At 42.4% G+C, this 24,626-nt stretch carries 26 protein-coding genes and 1 riboswitch; all 26 genes read right to left on the bottom strand.

Going from position 1 to position 24,626, the window contains the following annotated elements:
* Positions 1 to 236: 236 nt before the first annotated feature.
* Positions 237 to 1,037 carry a sodium:proton antiporter gene (locus V7161_RS05870; protein ID WP_335443060.1) on the bottom strand — a complete coding sequence of 267 codons (801 nt, stop codon included), beginning with the start codon at positions 1,035 to 1,037 and terminating at the stop codon, positions 237 to 239.
* A 73-nt stretch (positions 1,038 to 1,110) separates the two neighbouring features.
* Positions 1,111 to 1,770: a 5,6-dimethylbenzimidazole synthase gene (gene bluB / locus V7161_RS05875; RefSeq protein ID WP_335443062.1), complete on the bottom strand. Its 660-nt coding sequence runs from the start codon at positions 1,768 to 1,770 to the stop codon at positions 1,111 to 1,113.
* 35 nt (positions 1,771 to 1,805) lie between these two features.
* The gene (locus V7161_RS05880) at positions 1,806 to 2,681 is read right to left on the bottom strand and encodes a GHMP family kinase ATP-binding protein (RefSeq protein WP_335443064.1); all 876 of its coding nucleotides are present in this window, start codon (positions 2,679 to 2,681) and stop codon (positions 1,806 to 1,808) included.
* Between the two features lie 19 nt (positions 2,682 to 2,700).
* Positions 2,701 to 3,669 (bottom strand): adenosylcobinamide-phosphate synthase CbiB, encoded by a 969-nt coding sequence (gene cbiB, locus V7161_RS05885; protein ID WP_335443066.1) that lies wholly within the window; start codon positions 3,667 to 3,669, stop codon positions 2,701 to 2,703.
* A 7-nt stretch (positions 3,670 to 3,676) separates the two neighbouring features.
* Entirely contained in the window at positions 3,677 to 4,375 is a 699-nt protein-coding gene (locus tag V7161_RS05890) for an adenosylcobinamide amidohydrolase (RefSeq protein ID WP_335443068.1), read from the bottom strand.
* Between the two features lie 22 nt (positions 4,376 to 4,397).
* The gene (locus V7161_RS05895; protein WP_335443070.1) at positions 4,398 to 4,997 is read right to left on the bottom strand and encodes a histidine phosphatase family protein; all 600 of its coding nucleotides are present in this window, start codon (positions 4,995 to 4,997) and stop codon (positions 4,398 to 4,400) included.
* Entirely contained in the window at positions 4,994 to 5,737 is a 744-nt protein-coding gene (gene cobS / locus V7161_RS05900; protein WP_335443072.1) for an adenosylcobinamide-GDP ribazoletransferase, read from the bottom strand. Before cobS ends, V7161_RS05895 begins: the two co-directional genes overlap by 4 nt.
* Complete coding sequence (cobU, locus tag V7161_RS05905; RefSeq protein ID WP_335443073.1) at positions 5,737 to 6,273, bottom strand: bifunctional adenosylcobinamide kinase/adenosylcobinamide-phosphate guanylyltransferase; 537 nt, start codon at positions 6,271 to 6,273, stop codon at positions 5,737 to 5,739. Before cobU ends, cobS begins: the two co-directional genes overlap by 1 nt.
* Positions 6,270 to 7,373, bottom strand: coding sequence for a threonine-phosphate decarboxylase CobD (cobD, locus tag V7161_RS05910; protein WP_335443075.1), 1,104 nt, complete (start codon positions 7,371 to 7,373; stop codon positions 6,270 to 6,272). The genes cobU and cobD overlap by 4 nt, the downstream gene beginning before the upstream one ends.
* Positions 7,373 to 7,930 (bottom strand): cob(I)yrinic acid a,c-diamide adenosyltransferase, encoded by a 558-nt coding sequence (gene cobO, locus V7161_RS05915; RefSeq protein WP_335443078.1) that lies wholly within the window; start codon positions 7,928 to 7,930, stop codon positions 7,373 to 7,375. Before cobO ends, cobD begins: the two co-directional genes overlap by 1 nt.
* A 15-nt stretch (positions 7,931 to 7,945) precedes the next feature.
* A complete protein-coding gene (locus V7161_RS05920; RefSeq protein WP_335443080.1) occupies positions 7,946 to 8,515 on the bottom strand; it encodes a nitroreductase family protein in 570 nt (189 codons plus the stop codon).
* 1 nt (position 8,516) lies between these two features.
* A complete protein-coding gene (gene cobA / locus V7161_RS05925; RefSeq protein WP_335443082.1) occupies positions 8,517 to 9,302 on the bottom strand; it encodes a uroporphyrinogen-III C-methyltransferase in 786 nt (261 codons plus the stop codon).
* Between the two features lie 20 nt (positions 9,303 to 9,322).
* A complete protein-coding gene (cobT, locus tag V7161_RS05930) occupies positions 9,323 to 10,363 on the bottom strand; it encodes a nicotinate-nucleotide--dimethylbenzimidazole phosphoribosyltransferase (RefSeq protein ID WP_335443084.1) in 1,041 nt (346 codons plus the stop codon).
* Positions 10,360 to 11,877 (bottom strand): cobyric acid synthase, encoded by a 1,518-nt coding sequence (locus V7161_RS05935; protein WP_335443086.1) that lies wholly within the window; start codon positions 11,875 to 11,877, stop codon positions 10,360 to 10,362. Before V7161_RS05935 ends, cobT begins: the two co-directional genes overlap by 4 nt.
* Before the next feature lie 52 nt (positions 11,878 to 11,929).
* A complete protein-coding gene (locus V7161_RS05940) occupies positions 11,930 to 13,129 on the bottom strand; it encodes a CbiX/SirB N-terminal domain-containing protein (RefSeq protein WP_335443088.1) in 1,200 nt (399 codons plus the stop codon).
* Between the two features lie 103 nt (positions 13,130 to 13,232).
* A complete protein-coding gene (locus V7161_RS05945) occupies positions 13,233 to 14,072 on the bottom strand; it encodes a class I SAM-dependent methyltransferase (RefSeq protein WP_335443090.1) in 840 nt (279 codons plus the stop codon).
* Positions 14,073 to 14,254: 182 nt separating this feature from the next.
* Positions 14,255 to 14,884: a precorrin-2 dehydrogenase/sirohydrochlorin ferrochelatase family protein gene (locus V7161_RS05950; protein ID WP_335443092.1), complete on the bottom strand. Its 630-nt coding sequence runs from the start codon at positions 14,882 to 14,884 to the stop codon at positions 14,255 to 14,257.
* Positions 14,853 to 16,238 (bottom strand): cobyrinate a,c-diamide synthase, encoded by a 1,386-nt coding sequence (locus V7161_RS05955; protein WP_335443093.1) that lies wholly within the window; start codon positions 16,236 to 16,238, stop codon positions 14,853 to 14,855. Before V7161_RS05955 ends, V7161_RS05950 begins: the two co-directional genes overlap by 32 nt.
* On the bottom strand, positions 16,235 to 17,371 hold the full coding sequence (locus V7161_RS05960; RefSeq protein WP_335443094.1) for a cobalt-precorrin 5A hydrolase: 1,137 nt from the start codon (positions 17,369 to 17,371) through the stop codon (positions 16,235 to 16,237). Before V7161_RS05960 ends, V7161_RS05955 begins: the two co-directional genes overlap by 4 nt.
* On the bottom strand, positions 17,364 to 18,146 hold the full coding sequence (cobM, locus tag V7161_RS05965; protein WP_335443095.1) for a precorrin-4 C(11)-methyltransferase: 783 nt from the start codon (positions 18,144 to 18,146) through the stop codon (positions 17,364 to 17,366). The genes V7161_RS05960 and cobM overlap by 8 nt, the downstream gene beginning before the upstream one ends.
* The gene (gene cobI, locus V7161_RS05970) at positions 18,146 to 18,850 is read right to left on the bottom strand and encodes a precorrin-2 C(20)-methyltransferase (RefSeq protein WP_335443097.1); all 705 of its coding nucleotides are present in this window, start codon (positions 18,848 to 18,850) and stop codon (positions 18,146 to 18,148) included. The genes cobM and cobI overlap by 1 nt, the downstream gene beginning before the upstream one ends.
* Positions 18,847 to 20,043, bottom strand: a complete 1,197-nt coding sequence (gene cbiE / locus V7161_RS05975) for a precorrin-6y C5,15-methyltransferase (decarboxylating) subunit CbiE (RefSeq protein WP_335443118.1) — start codon at positions 20,041 to 20,043, stop codon at positions 18,847 to 18,849. The genes cobI and cbiE overlap by 4 nt, the downstream gene beginning before the upstream one ends.
* Positions 20,018 to 21,154: a cobalt-precorrin-5B (C(1))-methyltransferase gene (locus V7161_RS05980; protein WP_335443120.1), complete on the bottom strand. Its 1,137-nt coding sequence runs from the start codon at positions 21,152 to 21,154 to the stop codon at positions 20,018 to 20,020. The genes cbiE and V7161_RS05980 overlap by 26 nt, the downstream gene beginning before the upstream one ends.
* A complete protein-coding gene (locus V7161_RS05985; protein WP_335443099.1) occupies positions 21,129 to 21,803 on the bottom strand; it encodes a precorrin-8X methylmutase in 675 nt (224 codons plus the stop codon). Before V7161_RS05985 ends, V7161_RS05980 begins: the two co-directional genes overlap by 26 nt.
* Positions 21,784 to 22,560 (bottom strand): precorrin-6A reductase, encoded by a 777-nt coding sequence (gene cobK, locus V7161_RS05990; protein WP_335443101.1) that lies wholly within the window; start codon positions 22,558 to 22,560, stop codon positions 21,784 to 21,786. Before cobK ends, V7161_RS05985 begins: the two co-directional genes overlap by 20 nt.
* 9 nt (positions 22,561 to 22,569) lie before the next feature.
* A complete protein-coding gene (gene cobJ, locus V7161_RS05995) occupies positions 22,570 to 24,192 on the bottom strand; it encodes a precorrin-3B C(17)-methyltransferase (RefSeq protein ID WP_335443103.1) in 1,623 nt (540 codons plus the stop codon).
* 142 nt (positions 24,193 to 24,334) lie between these two features.
* Positions 24,335 to 24,512: riboswitch (cobalamin riboswitch) on the bottom strand.
* Between the last annotated feature and the right edge of the window lie 114 nt (positions 24,513 to 24,626).

The raw sequence follows: 24,626 nt of genomic DNA on the forward strand, positions 1-24,626 counted from the left end.
CTGTATTATCACAAGAAAAGGAGGATTACAACAAAGCGTTTATTAAAGGTAAGATAAATGTATTAGATGATATTAGAAAAAGACTAAAAAAATTGGATATATCAAAATAACGAAAGTAAGGTAACGAAAACCTTCTCAATTAGAATTAAAGGGTTCTTTTTGAGGGTGCTTATCTGAAATTTACATAGCAAATAAAAAAGAGCTCTTCCACCATAAAATTGGCAGAGCTCTTTTAATTAATTCGTAGTATTTATTTCATGTTTTTGACTCTTAGAGTAAACGCTTATAAAGATAAATGAAGCGACTAAGAAAAGGAAAAGAATGACTCCTACGAATTCGAAATCTAGTTCTGCCCAAGGGTTGAAGAAAGTAAATGCCAGATAGAAGGAAACCCCGTAGGCCAAGACGACAATCACCCAGCCCATTAGTCTTGATGCAGCTTGACCGATTTTGCTGGACTGGTTCACCATTTTATAGACAATCAACGAATCAATTGTATCTGTAATCATCATGCCAAACATAAAAACTAGCCCTAAAAATAAAGGAGTATATTTACCTGCATTTCCTGCCGCCAAAGACCATACAGCAGTTTGACTTACCGTTTCGGCAGCCAAGGCAAACAAAGACCCTACTAAAATAATTAGAAACGGATTTGTTGTACCCTTCGCAATTTTTGGAATAAACTTCCCCTTTAGTCCGCTAAGTTGAAACTCTTCGTGATTGTTTCTAGTGCGTAACAGATTATACGTATTTAACGTTCCAATAAGGAATAAAGAAATAATCGACACCCATGATGCAATATTATCAAAATAAGCTGGGAATGAAAAATTCTCTATTACCATTCCTAAAATACCAGCTGTTAATGCTACCATTCCTCCGTGTCCCAATGAAAATAATGTCCCCACCCAACGTGCAAACGAACTGCCCATTCGCCAATTATAACGGGTTTGTCCATCAATAAAGGCAAGATGATCCGCATCCAATCCATGTCGAAGCCCCAATACAAAAACAAGTAAAAACAGTGATACAGTTTCCATATAAAAATTCCTCCCTTTTATAAACAGTTGGATCAAAAAACATCAATCTCTTGGGATAATGATTACAGACACCCTAGATTCGATCGATTTTTTCCTGATTCCCCCATTCCTCAAAAAATATTAGATTCCGAAGAGTTCTTCTTTTCTCCCAATTTGCTTGCTCTAGAATGGGGGCGGATGGATATTCATTGGTGTATCCAATCGAAATTAAGGCGACTGGATCAATATGAGGCGGAATCTGCAGGATATCCCTGACATCATTTTTCTTATAAAAACTTACCCAGCCCATCGCTAATCCCTCTGCATATGTCGTAAGCCACATGTTTTGGATTGCACAGGCTACCGATAGAATATCCGTTTCCGGGATCGAGTTTCTTCCTAATACATGGGAGCCCCCACGTGTGAAATCACTGGTGACACAAATGGTTAACGGTGCCTGTTTGATGCCCTCAACTTTCAGTTCTAAAAATTTTGTTTTTCGTTCATCCTCATAGTGGATGGCCAATGCTCTTCGTTCCTTTTCTGCCGCCCAGGCCAACCGTTCTTTTATTTCGTCTGAAGAAACGATTATAAAATTCCATGGCTGCATAAACCCTACGGATGGCGCATGATGGGCCGCTTGAAGAACACGTTGAATCACCTCAGGACTTACCGGATCCGGGAGAAAAGTGCGGACATCTCTCCTTTTATAAATACAATCGTAAATCACTTCTCGTTCCTCATGACTATACATGTTAACCCCCTTTTGAAAACAAACTTTGTGAATTTTCAAATCATTATCTTTTCCTTGCTTTCATAATGAAATAAATTTATAGGAACTCCCTTGTAAGCGAGTGACATTTCCCTAATTAAGTGTGAAACCGCCAATTCACTGTTTGGAAGATTTCCATCTAGTAAAATACCCGCGACTGTTCCACTGTGGGCGACAACGATTCCGCCCTGATAGCGATGGGCCAGCTGATCTAATAGAGGAAAAACAGGCTTTGCTAATATTTTTTGATTAACACGTGCACTGAGGCTTGCTGCCTCCGCAATATAAGTTATATTTTTTTCCTTAAACCCTTTTGTAACCAGATCAAAAGCTCTAATAAATTGCTGTTGATCGTACTGGCTGTAGTCTTTCGGTACTTCATTAAATTCTATTGTGTTGATCATTCCCCCAAGATCGATACCAACGAGATTGAATGGGGGTAAGGCACCAAAGCTTGCAATCAGCTGACCGTGAATATAGTCATATACCACGACTTCTTCATACATTACCCCATCGGTAGGTTCCACCTTTGCAGCAATCTTCGAGATCATTTCATTGGTGAGCGGAATACTATAGCTGTCAGCAATTGCTCTTAATGCAGCAACTATATCAGCCGAACTGCTTGCCATCCCCTTGCCAGCAGGAATATTTGAATATATTTTGAGATACCCGCCTCCTCTTATCCCAAAAAGTTGGAGTAACAATTCTCCCGCTTTCTTTGCTTTCACTTTGGAATTTACGACCCTTATCCGGGAAATGGCTGTGTCTGGAACAAATCTAGCCTCACTTCGTAAACTCGGGATGGGCAAAGTGATTAAAAACGGACGCTCTTCCATAATACCTTGGACCAATTCTCCAAATGTTCCATTGCAGCTTCCTTTTCCCACTTTCATTGTTCAGGCTCCTATTCCCCTACTTCATGCCTAATTCCACTACTATCGAAAGGACCAGAAATAACATGACACAGATAATGGAGGTTGTTTTCATAACCGTTACTGTACGCAAAATATCATCGCCTTTGATCTTCCGTAGTGGTTCACCCATCTTTGCCCGTTCAGAGGCTTTACCGAAATAATAATTCGTTCCTCCAAGTTGTACCTGAAGCGCCCCTGCGATTGTCGCCTCTGGGTAACCGCTATTTGGACTCGGATGAAGTCTGGCATCCCGTTTCATCATTCTCCAAGCGCCTTGTACATCGAGACGTTTAATCGAACAAGCAACCAGCATCATTCCAACCGTTAACCGGGCAGGCAAATAGTTTAATAGATCATCTAGACGGGCCGAGGCCCAGCCTAAGTTTTGATATTTCTCATTCTTATATCCAACCATCGAATCTAACGTATTAACCGCTCGGTACAGCATTGCAAGCGGGGCACCCCCGATCAGGGCAAAGCATAACGGTGATATAATTGCATCGACAATATTTTCCGCTACGGTTTCCACAGCCCCCCGCGAAATTTCACTTTCTTCAAGGGTCTCCGTATCTCTTCCGACAATCATTCCAAGACTTTTTCTTGCGGCCCTTAAATCCTGATTTTTCAAGTGTCGGAATACTTCCAACCCTGCATCAGCCAAGCCTTTTGTCGCGATGGTCGTTGAAATTAACCAGATTTCCGCAATGACAGCAAGAACGTGATTCAGCTGATTGAGGCCGTAAAGCAGCAACGCAACGAATAAATAGCTGCCGCCAGCAATCAGAATAGGAAATAAGAGTCCCGCCAGTTTCAAATACCTTTCCTTTAAGTTGAAAGAACGAATTGCTTTTTCCAAAAGACTAATAGACTTCCCGATGATGACCACCGGATGTGGCAGCTTACGGGGGTCACCGATGATCCGATCAATAAGATAAGCAATGACAATATAAATAGCATGAACTAACATCGAATTCTCAGCCCTCCTGATTCCTTACTGCTTCACATGTGGCCTCATAAACAAGGGAGCCGATCGTATTTCCAATGGTGGTGGCGGTACCAGCAAAAAGATGGGTTGGAAAATAGTCTGCTTGACTGGCAGCCAAGACAACCGAATCGGTGGTCGTTCCAGTCGCAAACTCGCCAGAATCCACTTTTATTTGTAAATCCTGCATCGCTGCGGCCTTTGCCTCCGTTGCGGTGATAATCCCGTTAATCATCGCAGCTTCTGTAAGTCGGCCATCGATAAACAAAAAGGTGTTAATCGTTCCGCATTGGTACGCTGAATAGGTCTTCCGCTTTCTTCCTGCCCTTTCTCGATTTCCTACACCTGCAGTGACACAGCAGACCATCCGAAACTCATCTCCATTTTCCTCTTGGATGGAGGCACAATGAATTTTTGCCGCTGTTTGTAAGCCTGCGGTCCGGTCCAGCGGGTATTCCCATTCGATGATTTTTTGTTTCATTAGAAGAATGGGGTCATTGGAGGCATAGTCCAATGGGACCTGCCAATTGACAAAGTGGCTGACCTGTTGGAAGCCCCCGCCATGAACGGCACTACTGAAAGCAGCCAATCTCCGCGGGAATTGAAATAAGAGATGGTCCCCTTTTTTCACCATCGTTATTTCCGGCCATAATCTCGATGTATACTGATTCTGCTTGCGAAATGGCTGCACCTTTTTCTCCTCGCTCTTATCACTAATTTGATGTCGTAAACAACTTCGTCTGGGCATGCCACTCCATTACCATAGCTTTTCCGTGTCCGAGGCCTTCGACGTTCCAAAATTCGTTTGAATCCCCTTTGACCCATTTACTTTGAAACCATCGAATGGGCCCCCCATGACTGACGATGACAATTGTTCCAGCTGGTTTTTCAGTTGTTAAAATGGTCTCCAACCAATCATCGATCCTTTTCCCTAACTGCTGCAGTGTCTCTCCATTTGGAGGAGCAACCAAATAGGGATTGCGGATCCACTTCTCGAGCCTTTCTGGATCTTTCTGCCTAATTTCTTCATAGGTCTTGCAGTCAAATTCACCGAAGTGTAATTCTCTAAGGGCAAATGTCGGTATGGGCCATAACTGAAACTCATTTCCAATCAACTGAGCACTTTCAACGGCCCTTATAAGATCACTAGAATAGATGGCAGAGATTGGTTGAGTTTCTGTCATTCTTAAGATCTCGCTCAAGTTCTTAAGCTGCATCCGTCCCTGTTGATTTAATGCTGCATCAAAATGTCCTAGATAACGTCTTTCTGCATTTTCATTCGTTTCACCGTGCCTGACTATAATGATTTTCATCCCATCAGCCTCCCAATCGCCATGGCCAGAAATAGAGAGACACATTCGCTCCATTCCACAATGGCACCATAGCAATCCCCTGTTAGCATGTTTAATTTCCGGTAAATGTTTAAAATAAACAGTAATGTCAGAACGCTCGTCATGAATAACAGCATAATCCCGTTTAATCCTGCTGCCCAATAGCTAATCACCAAAATCAAAATCAGATGGATCAACATAATAGGGTACGATAAAAAGGCTGATAGACCGGATCCAAGTCCTGCCTCGTTTCGATAGGGCCAGAATTTGATCGCACAAATGAGCAAAAATCGAGCCATCCATGGACTTAAAACAAGCATCAACGGTTCATGAAGTTCAACTAGTTCATATACCGCAAGGATTTTCCCTGCGATTAGGCAGATTGCGGCAATCACACCCATCGCACCCACGCGGCTATCCTTCATGATTTCGAGCATTTGCTCACGGCTTCGATTGCTGCCCAATCCATCCGCTAAATCCATCCAGCCATCGATATGTAAACCACCTGTGATCCATATCCAGACAAAAACAATTAAAAATGCACTGACAGGAGGCAGAAACAATTTATCAACTAGAAACACAGCCAACCATAACATGCCGCCAATCAACAAACCGATCAACGGAAAATAAACGGGGCTTTTTTTCCAATCGGTATTTGAAACCTCTATCTTCGGAATGGGGATGCGCGTGAGGAACATCAGGGCTGCTAGGAACGCCTTCATTACTTCAACCTCAGTGGCAGACCGGAAAAGACGGCGTAAGCTTCATTTGCTTCGGCTGCCACTAATTGATTGATTTTTCCTAAAACATCCTGAAAAAAACGTCCTAACGATGATAAAGCGACCCCGCCCAAACCGACCTCATTCGAAACGACAATGACATGCTGATGATTTTCTTGTATCCTCTTAATCCAGAGTTCCACTTCCTCTATTAAACTGGTTTTCTTGTTTTCTTCCTTCAGTTCCTGCTCTGTCAACCACATACAATGATTGGCCAGCCACGAAGAAATACAATCAACTAAAATGACATCGTAGTCTTGATAGACGGTTTGAACGGAAGTGAGTTCGTTCGGCTCTTCTAATACGCCCCATTCACTTGGGCGCCGCTTCTTATGACTATCAATTCTTTTTTCCATTTCTTGATCGCTTTGAACCCCGAACGCAACATAAAGGACTCGGCCTGCTTGACTGAAAGCCAAGCGTTCCGCAAATTCACTCTTCCCGGAGCGAATTCCTCCAGTAACATAGGTTAAGGTCATGATGGATTCCCCTCTTTGCTTACTTCAATTAAGGCTTGGATCAAGCATTGATTTTCCTCTTCGGTTCGAATCGCAATCCGAAAATCCTGATCTGTTAGCCCCTGGTACATGGAACAGGAGCGTATTAAGATTCCTTTATGTCCCATGCGCCACTGTAATTCAGCCGCCGTGATGTCAGCTGATATCCTAACTAACAGAAAATTCGCTTGCCCTGGAAAAACCCTCCAGCCTAACTTCTCTTCAATGGCTAGTTTGACATAGGTTCTTTGCTCCTGAATCAGGGTAATCGTTGCTTCCTCGTATTCCTTTTCGTTCAGGACCGCTTCACCAGCCAATAGGGCCAGTTGGTTGACACTCCAGGTTACTTGTTTCGCCTGCAGCTTTAAAATCAGAGTTGGATCGGCCACCATGTACCCCAGCCGGAGACCAGGGATCGCATAGAACTTTGTCATCGAGCGAACCAGGATTACCTGTTTCCAACGTTGCAAATCCTCAAGCAGCGTGATTCGTGTTTCGATCGGAATAAAATCAATAAATGCCTCGTCTATGATCAAATATGTATTTGTCTTCTCTGCCTGTTCAGCCATCTCGACAAGTTCTTCCTTCGAATACGTGACACCAGTGGGATTGTTGGGATGTCCTGCAAATACAAGATCGGTATTCGCTATTAATTGGAGAATTTCCGATCGTTCCGGCTTAAAATCATTTTCTTCCCTGCCAAGCAATGGTTTGATGCTTGCCCCAAAAGCTCTAGCAAGCTGTTCATATTCCGAAAAGCATGGATAGGTGACTCCCACTGTCTCAGGCTGCAAGCCTAAAATCGCAAGGGCGATACACTCTGCTGCCCCGTTTCCAATCAAAATCTGTTCCGATGAAACGGAATGCTTTCCCGCTAGCTTTTGTTTGAGAACACGATGAGCGGGATCGGGATAATGAACGATCGACTCCAGCTGATCCTTTAACAACTCCATTACCCTAGGAGGTGGACCGAGTGGATTGATATTCGCACTGAAGTCTAACAACTGCGCAGAATCTTTACCAAACAACTGTCGGGCCGTCAGTAAATCGCCCCCATGTCCAAATTTTTCAATATAGACCATTAAAACTCAATTCCCTTCACGGCAGGAATTCCTTCGTTATAATAATGCTTAACAGGCCTCATTTCAGTTACTAAATCCGCGCAAGCGATGATCTCTTCTTTGGCGGACCGTCCGGTAATCACGAGATGCATCCCCTTTGGGCGCTGCTGAATCAACTCTAGTACTTCAGTTAACGGAAGGACATCGTCTATCGGGAATTTATCAATCGCGAGCGCATTATTTAGTTCATCTAAAATGACAACATCATAGCCGCCAAACTGTACCATTTCTTTTGTAAAAGCCCATGCTGTTTTGAGAGCTTCCCGATGTTCCTCCGGTGTTTTCGTCCATGTAAAGCCGACTCCTGTCTGCATGATTTCAATCCCCAATTTTTCGAACGTAATTTTTTCCCCATATGTTCGATCAGGCGATTTGATAAATTGAACCATCAGCACCCGTTTTCCCCGGCCGGAGGCACGAACTGCGAGCCCAAGGGCTGCCGTCGTTTTCCCTTTTCCATCACCGGTATAAACTAATGTAAGACCGCGCTTTGCTTTGTTTTCTGTTACCTCTTCCATCCGATTCACTCCTCGTTACAACCAGACTGTTTTTTCTTCAAAGGATGTCCGGGCCGGCACCTTTGCCTTTTTTATTACTTCTGTATCGGGATAACCGATAAACAAATTTCCGATTATTTTCTTGTTTTCGGGTGAGCCAATAAACTCATACATTCGTTGGTCACGAACAAGTCCGACGCCCCTTGTCCGCCAGACCAGACCTAATCCTAATTCTTTGGCGGCAAGCCACATCGAATGGATCGCACAACATACGGCATATTCATTATCGGCAGATGCCTCTTCATCTTCTTGAACGATGTCAGCGGTAACAACAATATGAACCGGAGTGGTTTTCAGTACCTTTAAGGAGCTTTCGATTAAATTTGGTTTGGTTGGAAAGCGTTCCAGTAGATATTCATAGGCCAACGCTTCATAGCGTTTTTTTGCTTCGCCTTTAATCACATAAAAGCCCCATGGTTCCCTCATCCGGTCATTCGGTGCCCATGTCGCTGCCTCTAATAGGGTGTGAATCTTTTCGTCTTCGACCTCTCGAGCCGCATAATCACGGATCGCTCTTCGATTTTTGATTTCCGCTATAATCGACATCTTAGTCCCTCCCTGCTCCTACTGCTTGTTTTTCTTCTGCTTCTTGAAACCAGCGTAATTTCTCGCGCAGGCCGACCACATTGCCTACAAGAACAATCGCCGGATGAGTAATCCCAGCTTCAAGGGCCCGTGCTTCGATATCCTTTAAACTTCCAGTCACCGTCTTCTGCTTGGCCGTCGTCCCCCATTGGATAATGGCGGCTTTCGTATCAGGGCTTTTACCGTTTTCGATTAATTTCGAAACAATATAGGGTAAATTCCCAATTCCCATATAAAAGGCAATCGTATCAATTCCTTGAGCAAGGGCAGGCCAATTTAATTGATCCTCATCCTTTTCCGCTCGGCTGTGGCCCGTGACGATCGCGAAGGAGGAAGCATAATCACGGTGGGTCACCGGAATTCCGGCATAAGCAGGCGCTGCAATACCAGCTGTAATCCCCGGCACCATTTCATAGCGGATCCCATGTTCCGCAAGAATTTCCGCTTCTTCACCAACACGGCCGAAAATACAGGGATCGCCCCCTTTTAATCTGGTGACTATCTTGCCCTGACTGGCTTTTTCAACTAACAGCTGGTGAATTTGATCTTGAATGATCTGATGTCTTCCTGGCTGTTTTCCGCAAAAAATCAGCTCAGCATCCGGCTTCGCATATTTCAGCAGTTCCTCATTTACTAAACGGTCATATAAAATCACATCCGCCTGCTGGATACACTCCATCCCATACACTGTAATCAGCTTAGGGTCTCCTGGTCCAGCACCAACCAGATACACTTTTCCATTTGTCATCTTCTCGCTCCTTTCTTACATTACTCATTTGAAATTCCAGCCGATGCAAAGGTGGCCATTTCTTTCAGCATTAAGGTCGCTGATTGCAAGATCGGAAAGGCTACTGCTGCCCCGCTTCCTTCACCCAGCCGCAAATCTAAATCAAGTAGTGGCTTCTTCCCTAATAACTGCAGCGCAATTTCATGTCCAGGCTCGACGGAACGATGGCCGACAATCATATACTCCGCTGCTGTCTCACAAATTTCCCTTGCCAAAAGAGCTGCAATCGTGCAAATAAACCCATCTACCAATATCGGAATCCGGTTCCGGGCGGCGGAGAGCATTGCACCTGTCATCCCGGCAATTTCCAAACCGCCAATTTTTGCTAAAATATCGATGGGATCCTTCCGGTCAGGGTTTCTTTCCTTTAGTGCCCGTGTGATGACCTCTTGTTTATGACGAATTTTTTCTGGTGCAATCCCTGTTCCTCGGCCGACAAGAATACCGATGTCCTGTCCACTTAAAACCGCTGCAATCGCGCTGCTTGGCGTCGTATTGCCGATCCCCATTTCACCAACAATTAAACATTTGATTCCCTGTTGAATAATCAGTTCCGCCCGTTCATAACCAACAGCGATGGCTTGTTCGGCCTCTTCTCTTGTCATTGCATCCTGCTGGCAAAAATTGTTGGTACCATATCGGATTTTCCGATTCACAAATCCTTCAGCCTCAATATCAGCTGCCACACCGATATCGACCACTTCAAACATTGCTCCGATTTGCTTGCTAAAAACATTGATGGCCGCACCGCTGTTTAAAAAGTTCATGACCATTTGCACGGTTACTTCCTGCGGGAAAGCAGACACCCCTTCTTCGACCACGCCATGATCAGCGGCAAAAACGATCACACCGGGCGGTGACACGACCGGGAAGGCTTCAGATGTCATTTCCGACAGATGAATGGCTAATTCCTCTAATCTTCCCAAACTTCCCGGAGGTTTGGTTAACGTATTGATATACGCACGAACTTGCTGTCCCATTTCTCTATCAAGAGGCTTGATGGATGTTTTTACGCTATTCATTGGGTGATCCCCCTTTTTTGGTAATCCTTCATTAAATGTTCAATGACATCCAGTTTAACGTGTCCCCTTACATGTTCTGCCAGCCTGTCAAACGCTTCTTCCCGCAATTGGTTAAAAGATGGGCGCTTGTGGATGGCCTCCAATCCCTTTTTACGGCGGAGCTGATTAAGCAATTCCTCACGAAATTCATCATTATGGAATATCCCATGAAAATAAGTGCCAATGATGGTTTCGTCCGGGGAATGACAGCCATCCCATTTTTCATTCGAAAAAATAAGCCCTTGGGACGCTCCTGTCGCCACGGTTTCACCCATATGAATCTCGTAACCTGTCACATGGAAGTTTTTTCCGAAAAGATGCAACTTACCATTTGATAGGATCGTCGTCTTTTCTTTCGTAATAGTCGTTTCAATTGGCAGTAACTGAAGGCCTTCGATTGCTTGATGGAGAGACTCTATTGCTAACGGATCCTCAATTTTATCACCAAGCATTTGATAGCCGCCGCAGATCCCGAATAGAACGGCATGTTTCTTTTTCTGTAGTTCTGCTATTTTTTGAGCGATGCCGCTCTTTCTTAAAAACAGCAAATCTTCAATTGTATTCTTACTGCCGGGGAGAATGACTAAATCTGGATGATGTAATTGATCCGCTCTCGTTATGAAACGGACATGACAATCCGGCTCGGCAAAAAACGGATCGATATCGGTGAAATTGGAGATTTTCGGATACTGAATCACCGCGATATCCAATTCTTTTTCAGTATTTTGTGTAGCTGTATATTGATTTAAAATTACGGAATCCTCGGCATCAATATTTAGATTTTCCAAATAAGGAATTACGCCGAGAACGGGTTTTCCTGTATATTCCTCAAACCAAGTTAATCCGGATTCTAGCAGGCGGATATCGCCTCGGAATTTATTGATAATCACGCCTATCACTCGGTCGCGGTCCGCTGGTTCCATCAGCTGAAGGGTTCCTACTAAACTAGCAAACACTCCGCCTTTTTCGATATCCCCAATTAAAATCACAGGGGCATCCGCCATTTTGGCGACCCGCATATTAACCATTTCCCGGTCATTCAGATTAATCTCTGCCGGACTGCCAGCCCCTTCAATGACAATTCGTTCATAATTGTGGGAAAGGGTGGAGAGTGATTGTTGAATCAGCTCCAATCCCGTTTGAAAGAATTCCCGGCGGTACCTTCCTGCTTCCATATTCTTATATGGTTTACCATGGACGACAATTTGGGATTGGTTATCACGGTTCGGCTTTAGTAGAATCGGGTTCATATCGGTGGTTGCCTGAATCCCTGCGGCTTCAGCCTGAACTCCCTGCGCTCTGCCGATTTCCTTCCCATCCACTGTGATATAGGAATTTAACGCCATATTTTGTGATTTAAATGGAACCGTTTTAAATCCGTCCTGGGCAAAAATCCGGCAAAAGGCGGTCACGACAACACTTTTGCCGACATCCGAATTGGTACCTTGAAACATAAGTGGAAGAGCTTTAGCCATTTTCTTTGAACTCCTTACATTTCTTGATTTAATTTTCGACCAGCCCTATTCTCTAATTATGGTGATGGTGATGTTCATACCCATGTTCTTCAGCATATTTACGGAAATTTTCTAAATCTTGCATTCCAGTGGATGTACCGTTTAAGGCCTGATTCATACGTTCTAACAGTACTATTCTTAACTTTGGATGATAGCCAAAATACTGAGCTATATCAATTGTTACATGGGGATAAGTCTCTTTAAACTGATCGGCCATTTTATTCATTCTTTCCATTAAAATTCCCGTAAATAAAAAATACGGGAGCATGATAATTTTTTTTGCACCTAATTTTATACAGCGTTCCATCCCATCCTGCACAGTTGGCGTCGTTACCCCCATAAAGGCACTTTCAACGATAGGTACATTTAATTTCTCCCACAATAATCTGCTGATTTTATAAAAATCACCATTAGCATATGGATCACTGCCGCCTCGTCCAATTAATAGAATAGCCGTATCCTCATGCTTTTGATCCACATCAAAACCTGCTTCAGCAAGTCTTGTTTTTAAAATTTCAAAAACTTCCTCATGAACACCTATCGTTTGGCCATAAGTAAATCGAACATCTGGGAAATGCTCTTTAGCATGTTCAATCTCTGCAGGAATGTGCAGTTTTGAGTGTCCTGCATGTAATAATATGATGGGAATTACATGGATTTCATCCGCACCTTTTTCAACACACAACTGAATCCCATCCTCAATATTTGGTGATGCAAATTCTAAAAAACATGTTTCTACTAAAAGGGCTGGATCAATGTATTCTTTCATTTGCCCGACAAATTCGCGAACTTCTATATTCCCTGCCTCAAGCCTGCTGCCATGTCCAACAAATAATACAGCTTTTTTCATCGGTCCATTACCTTTCTTGTATTTTTCAATTCCTTTTATGCGGTCTTCGCTGCGTTTCCGTACACCGTGCTCCATTGAATAAATGATTGCATCTTCTTTAACTTCTTCATGAACAATATCACGTGCAGTTTCTTCATGTTGAACCGAATACCATGTCCCTTTTGGGTAATCAATTACGACGCATTTATCTTTACAGCGGCCGTTACATCGTGTACGCGATGTATGAATATGCTCATCTAAACGGTTTTTCCGGATTTCGTCTCGAATTTGCTGCGTGACCTCCTCAGCTCCTGCTCCCATACAGGTTGCCCCATTGCAAATGAGTAAGTGACGCTGCATTTGCGTTAAATTCCATGTTGTCATAAAGTGACCTCCCCCTCTCCCATCATCTTGTAACCACTATGTCTATTTGTTATATCAACAGTGCCCCCGATTAAAGCCCCTATTAGTAAAGTCAAAACGAAACTTAGTCATGAAACTTCACAGGCTCCCAACTAATGATCGCTGCATAGAAGGGGTAACGATATACATGCTGGCCATCCTCCATTGCTATAAAGCGTTCGAGTGATGCTTTCACATGTGCCATATCAAACCGAGGTGATAAGATTTTTTTGCTCTGTGCTTCATATAATTGCTGCAATGTATCATAACGATACTCACGCTCCAGCTTAAGCATTTCACAATTTGCATAAATCCCTAACTGATACAGCATATTGACGATGGTAATATAATCACGGCGAGGATGTTTAATGTCATAGCCAAACTGCTCATCTAAAATAACGTAATGCGGTTGAATAGGTCCTGTTGTTAAACCAATGATGGCGCGCTTTTTGGCAAGACTGTTCATTTTTTTCAGCGCCGCATTCATTTCATACATACGATAGAAGCAGTTCACCCCAATAACAAAATCATGCTGCTCAATTTGCGCTTCTTCCCATTTACTATGAACGAACTGAACATTTGTATCGTTTTCAAAGTATTGTTTTAAATAAGCAAGCACACTTTCAGAACCATCCACTAAAGTTAAACTTTTGACATCTTGATGGAGTTGGAAGGTGTAGTTGCCCCATCCCGGCCCAATTTCAATACAAGTTGAATTTTTGGGGATATGTTGTTTCATTTTTTCGTAAATTTTTTTTGCATAGTTATCTGTTTGCTTGTATGTTTTTTTCTTCATGGACTGAGCCCAATATGCTTCTTCCAGCACATCATCGATCATTCTTTCTGGCATCTTGCCATGCCAGTCTAACATGCCTTCTTTCCACAGCTTTTCAAAATCAAATTGTAAAGAGGAACATTTTATCATTTAATTTTCTCCTCAATCTCGACAACATAAATGGACAATCCTTCTCTGGTGAATTGGGTGCCAGTTTGTGATTTAAACATGGCGGCCTGGGTGCTTAAAACTCAAGCCCCTTCATCGCTTTGACATCCTGATCAGCATAATAATGTTTTATGGCATCAATCGTTGACACTAAATCAGCATCTTTACCGATTTTCTCCTATACGCTGCTGCAGCCACGCTTCACATTTTTGGTTTTCACCTTGCTCCATCCATTGTAATAACTGTGGATCCAGGAGCTCTGCTAATAGCTGTTTTTTCGCATCGCCCGAAAACAATTGTAAAATTCTCTGACGCGCTTCCTTTAAAAATGAAACATACTGCGCGTAATGTACTCCAAATTGCTCTTCTAAATCCGTCTTTACTTGGCGTGTCAGGCCTGGACTTGCTCCGGACGTCGATACAGTCAATACGAAATCACCACGGCGAACGACTGCTGGATTGATGAAATCAACACGTCCTTTTGCATCCGCACGGCTGAGTAATTGCCAATGCTGTGCCGCTTCTTCCACTGCATTATTTACCTCTTCGTCATTTGTAACGGCGAAAATCAGTGCAGCATCATCTAAATCTGCAGGTACAAATGCTTTTTCTTTCCATGTCACAAGCCCTTCATTGATGTATTGCTGCAATTTTTCGGTTACAGCTGGGCTTATCACTGTTACTAGTGCCTTTGTTGGCAGCAGCGCTTCTACCTTTTGACGAGCTACATGTCCGCCCCCAACAATAACAACCTTTTTATAGTCAATATTCATTAATAGTGGGAAATAATTCATTGTTTACCTCCAAACATGCTGTCAGCCAATTTTTCACAAGCTGTGGATTCGAAGCAAAATGAAAGTGTGTATAGCCAGCAACAATATTTTTATGTAGATAACCTTCCTGCTGAGCACGAAAACGGCCTTTACTAAAATAAGCTGGTGAGGTATGCTCCCCTTCATACGTTGAGTAATGGAACTCATGCCCTTTTGCCTGCTCCTCTGCATTGATTAGAAAGTTGCCTGGAACACCCGTAATTTCCCTGTATCCAAGTGCCGCTAATTTATCTTGCATCCGCACACGTCCTGGAATGATCCCGAGCATCGGGAATACCTGTCCTTGACGATTCACAATTTCCTCTGTTAAATACATAAAACCGCCGCATTCCGCTAATGTTGGCACCCCTCGCTCAAGCGCGGCTCTTATTGATTGCTTCGTTTCCTCATTTTTCGCCAAGATTTTAGCAAACTCTTCCGGGAAACCACCGCCGATATACAGCCCCTGCGCATTTTCTGGAACTTCCTCATTTTGTAAAGGAGAGAAGTAATGCAATGTGGCACCATATGTACGAAGTAGTTCTAGATTTTCTTCATAATAGAAGTTAAAGGCGGCATCCTTTGCAACTGCAATATGTACTTCTTGTCTTTGCGGCTGTGCATCAAAGATAGATTCAGAAACGTCTAATGATTGTGTTTTTGTAATTTCCAACAGTTGTTCAACATCCACTGTTTCTTCGATTGCTTCTGCAAGACTATCAAAATATGTATCTAAATCACCACGTTCTATGGCTGGTACTAAACCAAGATGACGGCTTGGCATCATTGGTACAGCTCCTTTCAGCAAATAACCAATGACGGGAATTCCACATTCTTGTTCTATTGCTGCTTTGACAATTTCAAAATGGCTTTTACTCCCTAATTGATTGGCAATAATACCAACAATATTGGAGCTTTCATCTAACTTTTGAAATCCTTTGACAATCGCAGCCGCACTTCTTGCCATACTTGCTGCATTGACAATTAAAATAACGGGACTTTTTGTAATCTCACTAATATGAGCAGCAGATCCTTCATTTGATAATGGGGATTTGCCATCATAAAAGCCCATCACTCCTTCAATAATAGCTGCATCTGCATCTTGGCTCGCTCTTGCGACAATTGCACGGACTGTATCATGGGACATCATGAAACTATCAATATTACGAGAAGGGCGTTTTGTAACTGCTGTATGATACGTTGGGTCAATATAGTCCGGGCCGCATTTAAAGCCCTGGACTGTTAATCCACGCTTCATAAGCGTACGCATAATGCCGATTGTGAATGTTGTTTTTCCAACACCGCTCCCTGTGCCGGCTAGAACAAATCGATTCATCGTACTTCCTCCTCAAAATTGACACGTGCAATCGATATCGTCACATTTCCGCTTTTCTTTTTCTCCAGCAGTAACTCTTTCGCATTCGCATAATGCAATGCGGCCGGCTCACTGACCCCATATGCACCTGTATATTTAAAGACTGTTTCTGATGGGTTTTGCATCGGTATTTCATTTAGCTGGTCCGGTGTGTAAGTTACAAACGGCCAGTTATGTTTAGCAGTTAATTCAAGCAGACCTGTTTCGTTTTTCTTTAAATCGATGGTCGCAACTGCTTTGACACTTTTTTTACTTAAACCTAACTCCGCTAATGTTTCATCTATGACTTGTTCAATTTCTGACATTGATGTACCACGATTACAGCCAATGCCAAGTACAATTGATTTTGGGCGATACATAACTCCGTTCTCGAGCAAGACCTCTTCATGTGCCTCAATTAAACGATCTGTAATAAGCAGTGCCGCTTGTGGCTTTGCCATGATCGCTTCCTCTATCGTTGGATAAATTTTTAAATTGTCCGGAATTGAGCGATCGTACATCCACCAATTTTTTTCACCGGTTTCCTGCACGATCGCAACATGCTCTTCATTGACAACCGATGCACTAACAGGTGTTAATTTTTCTTCACTTTCCCACATCCACCCAAATTGGGCGCCAAATAAATCCACGGGAATCGTTTTTTGAACATCAGACGCGGTTGTAACAACGGGTGAAGCACCAATCGCATTGGCAAATTCATGGGTTAAGGCATTGGCACCGCCAATATGACCTGATAAAACGCTGACGACATACTGGCCTTTATCATCCACCACTAACACGGCAGGATCTTTCTTTTTATCAATCAAAAGCGGAGCAATCATGCGAACAACAGCACCAAGGGAAATAATGCAAATGATTCCTTTATACTGCTGGAACAAAGCGGGCAATAATAGGCGAACCGTACCATCAAATAACTGAATTTGGCGCGCCTCTTCGTCCTCCTGTTCGAATTTCTTCATATAATATAGATCCGCATATGGGAATTTTTCCGTGTAGCTTCTTGCATGTGCCACCCCATGTTTTGTAATGGCAACAAGAGCATATGGTTTGCGTTTTTCGATTACAGGAATTTCCCCTTCACGTAAACTAATCATTCCCCTTCACACCTTTGCGGAAGCCGTGAGTAAAGGTTTTGTCATAGAGCTTCGAACGATAATTTTTTTCATGGATATGCGGGTCTAATGCCCAGCCCGCTAGAATCATCGCATGCTTGCGAATGCCATTGACACGCATTGCTTCATCTAATTCAGCTAGTGTAGTGCGAACAATTTTTTGGTCAGGCCATGAAGCACGCTGTACAACCGCAACTGGTGTATCGTCTGCCCAGCCTGCTGCCTGCAATTCTTTGGTAATTTTCTTTGTTAATGTCGCACTTAAAAACATGGCAATCGTACAGTGATGACTTGCCAGTGCCTGTAATTTTTCACGCTCTGGCACTGGTGTACGCCCTTCAGCCCGCGTTAAAATGAGAGTTTGAGTTAAATCAGGAATCGTCAGCTCTGCACCAACAGCTGCTGCAGATGCAAAAACAGAACTTACACCTGGCACCACTTCATAGCTAATATCATGTTGCTTCAGCAGTGCCACTTGCTCCATCGTTGCCCCGTACATCGCCGGGTCGCCTGTATGTAAACGTACAACCTTTTTGCCTGCATCGACACGCTCGACAATACAATCCACCATTTCTTGAAGATGCATCCCTGCTGTGCGGATAATTTCTGCCGACTCCTTCGCTTCCGCTACTAACGTTTCGCTTACGAGTGAATCAGTATACATCACAACATCTGCTTCTTTTAATAGCTTTATACCTTTAACCGTGATTAAATCCGGATCTCCCGGACCTGCTCCGATAATCCAAATTTTCTTCATTATTTGCGCACCACCATACATGACAAGTAATTTAATTCTGCACCCCGTAGTTCATTGATCTTCCAAATTACCTCTTCATCAGATGTAACTTTTGTAACGACATGCGTTTTTTCTAATAAATTCATTTCCTTCAGTAGTTCGAGCATTGCGTCTATAACTTTTGCTACTTTGATAAAGACGATCGCATCGTGATTTTCAATGACTCGGCGCATTTCTTCCATATCCTCCGTAGCAGGAATCATGGCGACATGGTCATCACCATCAGCCAATGCAATCCCTAAGCGATTAACAGAACCATTAAACGACGAAATGCCAGCTACCGTTTCAATTGGAACATCAGGGTACGTTGATTTCATTAAGTTCATTAAATGTATAAATGTGCTAAACAGCATCGGATCCCCTTCAGTCACAAAAGCTACATCTTTTCCTTGACTTAAATAGCTATAAATAGATTCCACAGATTTTGTCCACTCAGTATGCAGAGTATCTTCATCTTTTGTCATGGGGAATACCAAACCAAGCATCTCTTTTTCTGCCGGGTTAATATAAACTTCAACAATACGATGGGCATAAGATTTACTGCCCTTTAATTTTTTGGGATAAGCAATGACCGGGCTTTCCTGCAATCTGCGAAATGCTTTTACTGTGATTAATTCTGGATCTCCTGGCCCAACACCTAATCCAAATAAGGTTCCTATTCTCATGATTCTTTTCCTTTCTTTGCTGTCACTATATAGATTGGATTTAACGGTTCAAAACGTGTTAAATTTAAGATTGGCTTACTTTTTGAAATTTGTGCCTGTAATATCGATACTTCACTGCCTAATATTTTTAGATGCTGCAACGCTTCTGCCAAATTTTCAATCGTTGCAATGTTCATAACAAGGCGTCCATTTGGCTGTAAGCGTGAAATACATGTTTGCAACAAATGCTCCATATTTCCACCGTTACCGCCAATAAAAATCGCATGTGGATCTGGAAATTCATCTAGACGGTCAGGTGCCTTCCCCAGCACTGCAACAAAATCTGTACGATGTTTTAATTGATTTTCCAGGCAGTTTTCAAGGTCACCATCATTTTTTTCAATGGCATACACGGCACCTTCCCGAGCCATTTTCGCCGCTTCAATCGCAACAGATCCTGTGCAGGTTCCTATATCCCAAACAATGCTATTTTCCTTAAGTCCTAACTCCTGTAGACAAAGAATCCGAATTTCTCTTTTAGTAATCAATCCTTTATCTGGCTTTCGCTGAAGAAATGCATCATCCAGAATTCCAAGAGAAGAACGTTCCACTACCTCACGCTGTTTTAAAATCACAACATTCAATGGAAAAAAGGAGGATTGCTCCATTTCGTCCAATGTGAAATAGCGGCAGCGCTCGTTTTCACCTTGTAGATTTTCAGCAACGAAGGCATCATATTCTGTCATGCCAAAACGCTTTAAATAAGTTGCAATTGCCTGCGGAGAATTCGTTTCATCTGTTAAAACAGCAATTTTTTTACGTCCATCAATTCTTTGTGCAAACCCTTTAATGGAACGCCCATGTAAGCTGACAATATACGCATCCTGCCAGCTTTCCTGCATTTTAGAAAAGGCGAGCTGTACCGAGCTGGTATAAGGATAAATTATTAATGGAAGCTTCTTCGCAAGTACACCGCCAAGTCCATAAAATAGCGGATCACCGGACACTAAAATAACGACATTTCGTGTTTCTTGCTGTAATTCAGCTGTTAATGCTGACAAACCTCCTTTGATTACTTTTTTCTCTTTTTTAAATTCCGGGAAAAATTGTAAATGGCGCTCCCCGCCTACAAGTACATCACATTCATTGATCCACTCAGCATATTGAGAAAGCAAGCCTTCCGCGCCGTTATCCCCTATACCAATCATCTTCATCCAATTTGTCAATATTCTCAGCCTTTCCTAAACAGTCTCCATTCATGGCATACAAGGTTGTCGACACTTCAATGTCAGTATTCATATGATTCAAAGCATAGTAGCAGCAGTTTTTGCAAAGTGCTGCAAAGAATGCCTCGTTCCCCTGAAGCATATCTCCCACCTGTGAAGCTGTATTCGCCTGTAAAATTTCTCGCTGCGTCTTCTCATCAACACCTGCTTTATTGGCAATACCTGCTAAAAACTCAAAGCTAATAGGTGCACTTTTTGAGTGAACCATCATAACGCCTTGGGCAACTTTTGAGAACTTCCCCATCATCCCTACTAACGAGACTCTCGGAATCTTCTTCCGTGCAATATTTTTTAACGTAAAACCAACAAAATCGCCCATTTCTATAAATGCTTCTTCTGGTAAATGAGGATATTGCTGCATAGCATATTTTTCACTGCGCCCACCCGTTGTAATGACTAAATGCTCACATCCTGATTCTTTTGCTACATTAATCGCTTGTACGATACTTGCCATATAAGCAGAACTTGAAAATGGAACCACTGTTCCCCGTGTCCCTAATATCGAAATTCCGCCGATAATGCCTAACCGCCCATTCAATGTTTTTTCAGCAATTTCTTCACCATCTGGTACAGAAATGATTACTTCAATTCCGCAATCCAATTTAAAGTTTTCAATTGCTTCTTGTACGACCCCATATATCATTTTACGTGGTACGGGGTTTATCGCTGCTTGACCAACTGGTACAGGTAGTCCCGCTTTTGTCACTCGCCCTACACCAACCCCGCCATCTAAATAAATGCCTTTTTCTTTTGAATAACGAACGGTACTCTGAATTCGTGCTAGATGCGTAGCATCAGGATCGTCCCCGGCATCTTTGATCGTTTCGCACATTACCCTGTCTTCTGACACTTGAAATGCGGATACTTTAAATGTTGCATACTGGCCAGCCGGTAAATAAATCGTGACTTCATCTGGTACCTTTCCTACGACAAGAGCTTGCAATGCTGCCTTTGTCATCGCTGTTGCACAAGCTCCTGTCGTATAGCCGTGGCGCATTTGTGAAGGGTCTTTTTTATTTCGTTTCTTTTGCTCGTTCATCCGCCATAATTGAAATGGCATTAAGTGCAGCGACTGTCACTGTACTGCCACCCTTTCTCCCTGCGTTCGTAATAAATGGAATTCCTTCCAGCAATGCTAACTCCTCTTTCGACTCTGCTGCTGATACGAAGCCAACTGGCATTCCAATAATTAAATCCGGTTTTGCCTCACCTTCTTTAATTAAACGAATTAACTCCAGCAGCGCGGTTGGCGCATTGCCAATGGCATAAATTCCTCCTTCTTGTAAACGCGTTGCTTTTTGCATGGAAATAATAGCCCGTGTTGTTCCTTGAGCCTTTGCTTCCTTTGAGACATCTTCATCTGCAATATAACAATGCAAGTCACCGCCATGCTTTTGGAATCGCTTGCGGCCAGAACCACTTTCAATCATTTGTACATCCGCCACTACATGACGGCCCGCTAAAATGGATTGAATCCCTGCCTCAATGGCATCAGGCGTAAAAATCATGCTGCGGCCTAACTCAAAATCTGCTGAAGCGTGAATCACCCGCCGAACAATTAACCATTGCTCATCTGTAAATGTATGTTCGCCCATCTCTTCTTTGATAATGGCGAAACTGTGATCATAAATCTTGTCTGGATCGACCGTTACAGGAATAAATTTTGTATTAAAGTTCATGTTTGCCATGAATAAAACCTCCCAATAGTTGAGTTACTTCTTCGAAAGAAGTACAAAAATTTTCATATTCAATCGCTGGCCGCTTTATTAAAATGACAGGAATCCCTAATTGCAGAGCAGCTGTCATTTTTTCATCTACAGATCCCACTTTGCCGCTTTCTTTTGTAATCATTAGAGTCACATTATATTGCTCACATAGTGCTTTATTTAATGATTCCGAAAATGGACCCTGCATCGCAATTATGTCCTTTTGTTTAATGCCTAACCTATGGCACTTTTCCATGTTCCCTATATTTGGAAGCATTCTACAAATAAGCTGAATTTCATCGCGCATTAAATATTTTGTAAAAATTTCCAACGTTTTGCTTCCTGTTGTCAGCATAATCGTTCCTTTATGAGATTGAGCTAATTTAGCTGCTTCTTCATAACTTTCAACTTCTGTAATTAGTGGAGAAATAAACTGTTCTTCTGGCCTTTCATAACGAATATAGGGAATATCAAATGCTTGTGCTGCTGCCATTGCGGTTTTCGACGCTTCTTCCGCATATGGATGGCTGGCATCGATGACACAGGACATCTTTTGCTTCTGAATAAGCGCCTGCATGTCATCAACTGATAACCGCCCTACTTGATAAGGAATATGGTGAGCATTTAAACTTTCGGCTGCAGATTCTGTGACAACTGTTGCTAATAAAGGATAGCCCTGATTTTGCAATTGAATGGCCAATGCTCTCGCATCACTTGTGCCTGCTAAAAATAAAATCATCTGTTCCTCCTAATCTCCACATGGTGCCGGCTCGACTTCAATTTTGGAGCTCATTTCCTGATAGTTAAAATACTGAATTTTTTTCACTCTTTTAAAATATTTAAAAAGGCGTTCATTTGGATGGGCATTTTGTTTGTACTCTTCTATAATTTTCGTTAATAACGGCAGCAGCTCATCTGGTTCAATTCCTTCTGCTACTGGCTGAGCAGCATGAGCTGTACGACCAACCGGCTTTGCGCCAATAAATAAATCAAATCTTTTCTTGCGGTAAACGATCCCGATATCATCGAATACTGCCCGATAACAAGCCATACCGCAGCCGTTGAAACCAATATGTAATTCTTTTGGAAGCTTTAAGCCCCCCAATTTTGCTGCTATTTCTTCTGCATATGGGATCGATTCTGCTTTTTCACCGTAGCAAAAATCACAAGCTTTTACATTTAAAACATCGCCCACAGGCATGACAATTAAATCATTTTGTTTAAGTCTTTTAACAATCGATTCAGGCTGATCTGTTGGAATCTTTAATAAAAACCGATGATCTGGTGTATATTCCATGGTGCCTGTCTCGCCAATAGTTTCTGCCAATACGCGCATTTGGTCTGGCTTAATAAATTTATTGGCAACACCAGGTGAAACAGCAAATTCAAATATATCTTCGACAGCTTGTTGTACTAACAATGGATTTACTAGTTCAGTTTTAGTCACCATAGATAAAGCCTTTAAAGCCAAATCTAATGAGCTAACTTCTTGTTTTTTTCGTTCAATTTGCTCATAACCAGCTTGCGCTTCCCCAGTTTCTTGATTTAATGCCCATGGTTCGGCTTCCTTTTTCAAACGCTGATGCGGTTTTAAGCTTTGTTTTTCTTCACCTAACGTATATTTACGCTGATACCCTCGAGGAGTAATGATTTTATTGTCATAAAAGAAAGTAGAAGAATTCCCGATAATAACCGTTGTCAGCATTCCGATATCATGTTCAAGCATTTCAGACAGTGTTGTCAGCACTACATTTTGATTTTCACGATAAGCACTTTTCACAAGTCCCACTGGTGTTTCAGGTGAACGATATTTTAATAGAATATTTTGCGCCTCTACAATTTGGCGTGTCCGTCTACCGCTTTTCGGATTATATAAAGCTATAACGAAGTCCGCCATCGCAGCTGCTTCAATGCGCTTTTCTATTACAGTCCAAGGCGTCAAATGATCACTTAGGCTGATCGTGCAGGAATCATGCATGACTGGCGCACCCAATAAACTCGCACAAGAATTAATGGCTGAAATACCTGGAACAATTTCTACCGCAATTCCTTCTTTTTCAGTCCAGCCCTTTTCAATCAGCACTTCATACACTAATCCAGCCATACCATAAACGCCTGAATCTCCGCTGGAAATGACTGAGACAATATTGCCAGCTTCAGCTTTCTTTACTGCATCCTGTGCACGTGACACTTCTTCTGTCATACCCGTACTGACAATGGATTTTGCTGTTAAGAAAGGTTCAATTAGCTCCACGTATGTTTTATAGCCAATAATACAATCACTTTGCTGTAAGGCATCTACAGCTCGTTTTGTAATGTGCTCACGATCACCTGGACCAAAGCCAACCACAAAAATTTTTCCCTTATTCATAGGCTAACCTCCAAATAAAAAATGCCTGCACTCCTTTTAAAAGGAATACAGGCATGATGTGAAATAGCAGTATAAATTTAGCATACTGAAACACAAAAACAATAAGTATAATTGTCCCGCCTATACTTCTCCCTCCGAAAAGCAAGTGTCGTTTAAATAAGCAGGTTTCCTGACTTAAGCTTCTTTTTACTCTTACACCTTCCCGATTTCTCAGTGGCATTGTAATTTCATCAGCTCTTACAGTAGCGGGGGCTGTACTAGACTTTCACTAGTTTCCCTTTTACCTCACAAATGTGAGCACTTATTTAAAGTATTTATTAAATTTTTTTTAACTATACCATATAATCTAGAAAGTTAACATACTATTTTTTTTTTTGATAATTTAATAAAATCTTATTTAGAACAACTCCTTTTGTTGGAAACTATATGAACTA

This window comes from Neobacillus drentensis (assembly GCF_036965425.1).
GTDB classification, from domain to species: Bacteria; Bacillota; Bacilli; order Bacillales; family Cytobacillaceae; genus Neobacillus; species Neobacillus drentensis_F.